Origin of the sequence: Janthinobacterium sp. AD80, from assembly GCF_002878455.1 — a bacterium.
Classification (GTDB): domain Bacteria; phylum Pseudomonadota; class Gammaproteobacteria; order Burkholderiales; family Burkholderiaceae_D; genus Janthinobacterium.
The window spans coordinates 1-6,603 of sequence record NZ_NRDQ01000186.1 but is presented as its reverse complement, the minus strand read 5'-3'; the positions used below and the strand labels follow the sequence as shown (position 1 = coordinate 6,603).

Sequence of the window (6,603 nt, the reverse complement as noted above, 5' to 3'; positions counted from 1 at the left end):
CCGCCGGCCGGTTCGCGCACGGCGTGCAGCTGGCCCAGCAGGTTTTCCATGCCGGCCGCCGTCGTCGCATGCAGCGGGTCGGCCGCCTTCCATGCGGCGTAGCCGGCCCGCGCCTGTTCGCGCTCGGCCGGGTCGTCCGCGCTCAGCTGCACGATCCAGTGGGCAGCCTGTTCGGCCACGATATCCGGGTGCGTGCGCATCATGCCGCCATGCCCGGACAGGCGTGGCGGCAGGCCAGCAAGGCCTGCACCAGGTATTTCTGCACCATGCGCGTGGAGACGTTCAGCTGCGCGGCGACGGCTGCCTGCGGCAGCTCTTCCAGGTAATGCAGCAGAAAAGCGTCTCGCGCCTTGACGCAGAGGCCGGCCAGCGCACCGGCGATTTGCTCGAGCGCCTGCACGGCCATCAGCACCTCGTCCGGCGAGGGCGCGCCGGGCAGGCTGTCGGCCAGCAGCGCCAGTTCCGCCAGGTAGGCGCGTTCCAGCACTTGCCGGCGCGCGCGATCGAGCAGCAAACGCTTGGCCGTCGTCGACAGGTAGGCGCGCGGCTCGCGCATGCCGAACAGGGCGTCGCGCGAGGTGATGATGCGCAAAAACGTGTCTTGCGCCAGGTCGGCCGCGCCATGCGGGCAGCTGAGCTTTTTGCGCAGCCAGCCCACCAGCCAGCCGTGGTGATCGCTGTAGAGCGACTGCACTTGCTGTTGCAGGCTGGGCTGGATGGTGGACATGGGCGATGAATAATATAAATGAGAATTATTCTCATTGTAAGCGGCAGGGGCCGCTTGCGACAATCCCCGATTGCATGTGGCGCGGGCAGGTGTTGCGTAGAGGCCGCAATGGGGCGGTGAAGTGGTAGCCGGAAATGAAAAAACCCGCCGCTGCGCAAGGCAAGGGCGGGTTGTTCATCCTGCAGATTCTTGGTGGTGATAGGTGGACTTGAACCACCGACCCCAGCATTATGAATGCTGTGCTCTAACCAACTGAGCTATATCACCAAACAGACCGGTCAGACCGGATGCTGGTTTTGACCAGTAAAAAAACTGATCGATGTTCTTTGGTGGTGATAGGTGGACTTGAACCACCGACCCCAGCATTATGAATGCTGTGCTCTAACCAACTGAGCTATATCACCCAACAGCCGAGCATTATCCAGTCTTCCGATTTCCTTGTCAATGCTGGCGCAAAAAAATGTGCGGATTTTTCTGCGCGCGCATCGGTGGTGGTTACTTTAGCAATGGCTGGATTTGCGCCAGCATGGTCGCGGCCGGGTCAGGGCCCAGGCAGTCGATGACGATGCGTTCAGGCATCGAGCGCAACCAGGTGAGTTGGCGCTTGGCCAGCTGGCGCGTGGCGATGATGCCCGTCTCGCGCAAGGCGGCGCGGTCGATGCGTCCGTCCAGGTAATCCCAGGCCTGGCGGTAGCCGACGCAGCGCATCGAGGGCAAGCCCGGATGCAGGTCGCCGCGCCTGCGCAACCCATCCACTTCATCGAGCAGCGCGTCGTTTTTCAGCATCACGTCAAAGCGCGTGGCGATGCGCGCGTGCAGCACGGCGCGGTCCGACGGCTCCAGCGCGAACGACTGCAGCTGGAATGGCAGCACGGTCTTTTCGCGGCGGTCCAGCAGGGCCGACATGGGCTGGCCGGACAGGGCGATGATTTCCAGCGCGCGGCCGATGCGTTGCGCGTCCTGCGGCGCCAGGCGCGCCGCCGTGATGGGGTCCTGCTGGGCCAGGCGCGCATGCATGGCAGGCCAGCCGATGGCGGCCGCGTCTTCTTCCAGCCGGGCGCGCAGCACGGGATCGGCGCCCGGCAAGTCGTCGAGGCCATCGGCCAGGCCCTTGAAGTACAGCATGGTGCCGCCGACCAGCAGCGGCAGCTTGCCGCGCGCGGAGATCTCGCTCACCAGGCGCAAGGTGTCGTTGCGGAACTGCGCCACGGAATACGCATCGAGCGGGTCGATGATGTCGATCAGGTGATGCGGCACCTGGGCCAGTTCTTCCTTCGACGGCTTGGCCGTGCCGATATCCATGCCACGGTAGACGAGGGCGGAATCGACGGAGATGATCTCGGACGGGATGGCCTGGGCGATGGCCAGCGCGCTGGCCGTCTTGCCGCTGGCCGTGGGACCCATGATGGCGACGGCCAGGGGGAGGTGTGGGGTGTTTAGCATATTGATTCTTTAAGGTGATGCGTAGGTCGGATTAGCACAAGCGTAATCCGACGTGATGCTGCCGCTGCAGTGTCGGATTACGCTGCGCTAATCGACCTACTGTCCCTACTGTCTATTGGCCGCGCAGGAATAATTTGTCGAGCGCATTGATCTCGACCTGCACCCACGTGGGCCGGCCGTGGTTGCACTGGTCGGCGCGTTCCGTGCTCTCCATCTGGCGCAGCAGGGCGTTCATTTCCTGTACCGACAGGATGCGGTTGGCGCGCACGGCCGTGTGGCAGGCCAGGGTGCCCAGCAATTCGTTCTGGCGCTCGATCAGCACGCGCGAACCGCCGTATTCGCGCACGTCGCGCAGCACGTCGCGCGCCAGGGTTTGCGCGTCGGCGTTTTTCAGCAGGGTCGGCACGCTGCGCACGGCCAGCGTCGTGGGCGACAGGGCGGCGATATCGAAGCCCAGCGCTTTTAAGGTGTCCTGGTTTTCATTCGCCGTCGATACTTCAATGGCGTCTGCATAGAAAGTGACGGGGATCAGCAAGGCCTGCACCTGCATGTCCTGACCCGAGACCTGCGCCTGCAGCGCGTTTTTCAGCTGTTCGTACAGGATGCGTTCGTGCGCCGCATGCATGTCGACCAGCACCAGGCCCTTGGTGTTTTGCGCCAATATATAGATGCCGTGCAGCTGGGCCAGGGCAAAGCCCAGCGGATATTCTTCGCGCGCCATGGCTTCGGGCGAGGCGATATACGGTTCCACCTGCGTGATCGGCGAACTGGCCGCGCCGCTGCCGCCGAACAGGGCGCCATAGGCTCCCGTGTCCTGCGCCACGCCCGGTGCATCGGCAAAGAAGGGCCGCGCCGCGCCGGGGGAGGCGGGGGCGTAGGTGTTTGTAAACTGCGCGCCGAACGACGTTTGCGTCTGTTCGCGGCGCCAGATGCCGGGTCCACCCAAACCCGCACCGGCGCTGTCACCGCTCAGGGTGGAGGCGGCAGGCAGGGGCGCCGGCACGCTGCCGAAGGCCGTGGCCGAGGTTTGCGCCAGTGCGCGCTGCACCGCGTGGAAAACGAACTGGTGTACGGAGCGGCTGTCGCGGAAGCGCACTTCGATCTTCGACGGGTGCACGTTGACGTCGACCAGGGCCGGGTCGAGGTCGAGCGCCAGCACATACGATGGAAAACGGTCGCCATGCAGCACGTCCTGGTAGGCCATGCGCACGGCGTGCACCAGCAGCTTGTCGCGCACGAAGCGCCCGTTCACATAGAAGAACTGGCCGTCGGCGCGGGCCTTGGAGGCCGTTGGCAAGCCGGCAAAGCCGTGCAGGCGCAGGCTGCCGGCCGATTCGTCCAGCGCCAGGCGTGCTTCGGCGAAGTCGTTGCCGAGGATGTGCGCGCTGCGCCTGGCCAGTTCGCTGATATTCCACTGGTCGATGGTGCGGCCGTTGTGCGACAGCGAAAACGACACGTCCGGCCGCGCCAGCGCGATGCGGCGCACGACTTCGGCGCAGTGGCCGTATTCCGTCTGTTCGGATTTGAGGAATTTGCGCCGCGCCGGCGTATTGAAATACAGGTCCTGCACGTCCACCGTGGTGCCGTGCGCGCCCGACGCAGGCGAGACACTGCCGTTGTGCGAGCCGACGATTTCCCACGCGTGGGCCGCGTCCATCGTGCGCGAGGTCAGCGTAACGGCGGCCACCGACGCGATGGAGGCCAGCGCCTCGCCACGGAAACCCAGGGTGCCGACGTTTTCCAGGTCGTGCAAGGAAGCGATTTTCGAGGTGGCATGGCGCGCCAGGGCCAGCGGCAATTGTTCCTTGTCGATGCCGCGTCCGTTGTCGGTGATGGAGATGCGTTTCACGCCGCCTTCTTCCAGGCGCACCGTGATCTGCGTGGCGCCCGAGTCGAGCGCGTTTTCCAGCAGCTCCTTGACCACGGCAGACGGCCGCTCGACCACCTCGCCGGCGGCGATTTGCGAAATCAACTGGTCAGGCAGGGCCTGGATCGGGCGGCGGGGCGTGATGGGAGCGTTCATCCCCAGATTATAGCGGGTTCGCAAGGGGAGGCGCTGCTGTGCTGATGCCTGAAACCCAAAACGAAAGGCTGGGGCCGTACCCTCAGGGTACGACCCCGGAACTTGGACTTCGGTTCGGCTTACTTCCCCGCCTCCCGCACGGGAATCGCCGCGCTGCACACGTCGATATGTCCGGCCGCCACCTTGCTCCACGGGCCGCCGCGGTTGCGCTGCGCTTCCAGCACGGCCTGGTAGGCGGCGCTGTCGGTGCGCATCACTTCCAGCTTGGCGCGCTGCTCGGGCGGCACGTCGGCGGCCAGGCGGATGGCCTTGATCGGCACGCTTTTTTCGGGGCTGTCATAGAAGCCCATGGGCGCCGTGCCGCGCGGCAGGGTGGACAGCAGCGGCATGCCGGCGACGACCCGGCCGATGACGGTGATGTCGCGGTCCAGGTGGCGCGGCGACTGGCCGATGACGGCATACAGTTCCGTGCCGCCGCCGCTGTCGCTGGCATTGTCGCGGCCCACGCCCACGGTGGCGTAGCAATGCGTGAGCCAGGCCGTGCCGGTTTTAGGGTCGCGCGCGGAAGGGAAACCGTTCGAATGGCCCACTTGCGGCGCGTAGCCGTCCACGTCCGGCAGGCGCGTGAAGCTGCTGACGTTTTTCAGGGGCACCGTGAATTCGCCGGGCAGGGTGCGCCGGGCGTGCTGGATCGGTTTCGGGTTTTTCTCGTTCGGATCGCCCCACTGCGCCACCCAGTTATCCTGGACGCGGTTGATGGCCAGGCCGTCGTAATACTGTTCGGCCACCAGCGCCTTGATGTTGGCCACGTGTTGGGGGGCGAATTCGGGCGCCAGCTCCATCACCACGCGGCCGGCAGGGATTTCCAGGTACAGGGTGTTGTCCGGGTCCAGCGCGCGCCAGTCCGATGGTTTCGATGCCTTGATGGCGTCGGCGACGCTGGCCTTGGCGGGCAGCTCGGCGGGCGCCTTGATCCGGATGGGCGCCGCGTGGGCGGGCAGCTGGGCCAGGCCCAGTACGGCGGCCATGGTCAGGCCGTTCAGTCGATGCAGATACATGGTCTCTCCTGGTCGGCGCGGGTTGTGCCGGTCAGAAAGTGTATACCAGATTGATAATGTTTCGATGAAAAAACCTTGTGTATTGTCATGCTCCGCAGCCGGTGGCGACGAAGGCATTCCTTAACCTTTCCTTAAAACGCCACGCCCGCACGGGCGCCGCATAATTAATCACAAAATATCGGCGCGGGGACTGCCGTTGCGCTGGCCGGGTGGTGTATGATTCCGCCGCTACCTTTAGGGAAAAATATATGGATTTTGTGCAATTCCTCGACATGATCGTGCATGTCGACAAGACGCTGGGTATCTTGATCGAGCAGTACGGCACCCTCGTGTATGCGGTGCTGTTTGCCATTATTTTTTGTGAAACAGGCCTCGTGGTCCTGTTTTTCTTCCCCGGGGATACCTTGCTGTTCATCGCCGGCGCGTTTTGCGCGACGGGACAGATGCATCTGGGCTTGCTGATCTTCCTGCTGGTCACGGCCGCCATCACGGGCAATACGCTCAATTACTGGATAGGCGAAGCCATCGGACAGAGGGTGTTTACCCACGACTACCGCTGGATCAACAAGGATGCCATGCGCCGCACGCATGAATTCTTTGAAAAGCACGGTGGCAAGACCATCATCCTGGCGCGTTTCGTGCCGGTGGTGCGCACCTTCGCGCCGTTTGTTGCCGGTATTTCCGACATGACGCATGCGCGCTTCCAGATGTATAACGTGACGGGCGCCCTGCTGTGGGTGGTGGGTCTGGTGACGGCTGGCTACTTCTTCGGCAACATCCCGTGGATCCGCGACCACCTGACCCTGATCGTGCTGATCGGTGTCGGCGCCGCCGTCGTGCCGGTGGTACTGGGCGGCATGTGGAAACTCTACAAGCGCATGGTTGGCAAGTCGGCCTGAGGCCGTGCGCTGTATTGATCCAGGGCAAACATGCCGCGGCACCGCCCGCGGCAGCCCTGGACCGGTTTTTCTCTTCCGTATTGCTGTTTTCCTCCTGCTCTGATTCAAGTTTTGTTGCTTTCGAGCCGTAAACCAGAAGGTATTCTTACTTTCTGGATTTCCATGCGACATTTGAGCGCCCTGTTAGCTTGCAGCCTTGCCGTGGTCACGGCGATGGCCAGCGCCAAAGATGCCCCCGCTGCGGCAACCACCGCCGCATCCGTGCCGGCGAGCGCCCCCATGTCGGCGTCGGCGCGCGCGGCCGCCATGAAAACCCTGACCGAGTCTGTCAAGGGCAAGGAGGCCAAGGCGCCCGTGACCGTGGCGCCCACGGCGCGCGAGAAGGAAGAGGCGGCCGAAGTCGACCTGTCCGAGCGCATTGCCGCGCGCCTGGCGGAAATGCGCGCCACGCAG

The 6,603-nt window shown here is 64.2% G+C and carries 6 protein-coding genes, 2 tRNA genes and 1 pseudogene; 2 read left to right on the top strand and 7 right to left on the bottom strand.

The genetic code is table 11. The features are described 5' to 3' along the window. From JaAD80_RS25765 to JaAD80_RS25735, 7 genes are all read right to left on the bottom strand, one after another. Positions 1 to 203, bottom strand: a 203-nt coding sequence (locus JaAD80_RS25765; RefSeq protein WP_146012540.1) for a DUF4880 domain-containing protein, incomplete at its 3' end; no start/stop codon positions are given. Then, entirely contained in the window at positions 200 to 727 is a 528-nt protein-coding gene (locus JaAD80_RS25760) for a sigma-70 family RNA polymerase sigma factor (RefSeq protein ID WP_102298804.1), read from the bottom strand. The genes JaAD80_RS25765 and JaAD80_RS25760, both read right to left, overlap by 4 nt. A 190-nt stretch (positions 728 to 917) precedes the next feature. Further along, positions 918 to 994, bottom strand: a tRNA-Met gene (locus tag JaAD80_RS25755). A 60-nt stretch (positions 995 to 1,054) separates the two neighbouring features. Continuing rightward, a tRNA-Met gene (locus JaAD80_RS25750) sits at positions 1,055 to 1,131 on the bottom strand. Positions 1,132 to 1,222: 91 nt separating this feature from the next. Beyond that, complete coding sequence (gene miaA, locus JaAD80_RS25745; protein ID WP_102298803.1) at positions 1,223 to 2,170, bottom strand: tRNA (adenosine(37)-N6)-dimethylallyltransferase MiaA; 948 nt, start codon at positions 2,168 to 2,170, stop codon at positions 1,223 to 1,225. Between the two features lie 112 nt (positions 2,171 to 2,282). Further along, positions 2,283 to 4,193: a DNA mismatch repair endonuclease MutL gene (gene mutL / locus JaAD80_RS25740; protein WP_102298801.1), complete on the bottom strand. Its 1,911-nt coding sequence runs from the start codon at positions 4,191 to 4,193 to the stop codon at positions 2,283 to 2,285. A gap of 119 nt (positions 4,194 to 4,312) precedes the next feature. Beyond that, positions 4,313 to 5,251 (bottom strand): peptidylprolyl isomerase, encoded by a 939-nt coding sequence (locus tag JaAD80_RS25735; protein WP_102298800.1) that lies wholly within the window; start codon positions 5,249 to 5,251, stop codon positions 4,313 to 4,315. 248 nt (positions 5,252 to 5,499) lie between these two features. Here JaAD80_RS25735 and JaAD80_RS25730 point away from each other — a divergent pair, with 248 nt between their 5' ends. Together JaAD80_RS25730 and JaAD80_RS30935 are read left to right on the top strand one after the other, a co-directional pair. Then, on the top strand, positions 5,500 to 6,150 hold the full coding sequence (locus JaAD80_RS25730; RefSeq protein WP_071322095.1) for a VTT domain-containing protein: 651 nt from the start codon (positions 5,500 to 5,502) through the stop codon (positions 6,148 to 6,150). Positions 6,151 to 6,312: 162 nt separating this feature from the next. Further along, positions 6,313 to 6,603 (top strand): annotated as a pseudogene (locus JaAD80_RS30935) (hypothetical protein); the annotation flags it as partial.

What these genes read in the sequence shown, in the direction of transcription:
- JaAD80_RS25760 (WP_102298804.1), bottom strand. Translation starts at nt 727, where the DNA reads ATGTCCACCATCCAGCCCAGCCTGCAACAGCAAGTGCAGTCGCTCTAC.
- miaA (WP_102298803.1), bottom strand. Translation starts at nt 2,170, where the DNA reads ATGCTAAACACCCCACACCTCCCCCTGGCCGTCGCCATCATGGGTCCC.
- mutL (WP_102298801.1), bottom strand. Translation starts at nt 4,193, where the DNA reads ATGAACGCTCCCATCACGCCCCGCCGCCCGATCCAGGCCCTGCCTGAC.
- JaAD80_RS25735 (WP_102298800.1), bottom strand. Translation starts at nt 5,251, where the DNA reads ATGTATCTGCATCGACTGAACGGCCTGACCATGGCCGCCGTACTGGGC.
- JaAD80_RS25730 (WP_071322095.1), top strand. Translation starts at nt 5,500, where the DNA reads ATGGATTTTGTGCAATTCCTCGACATGATCGTGCATGTCGACAAGACG.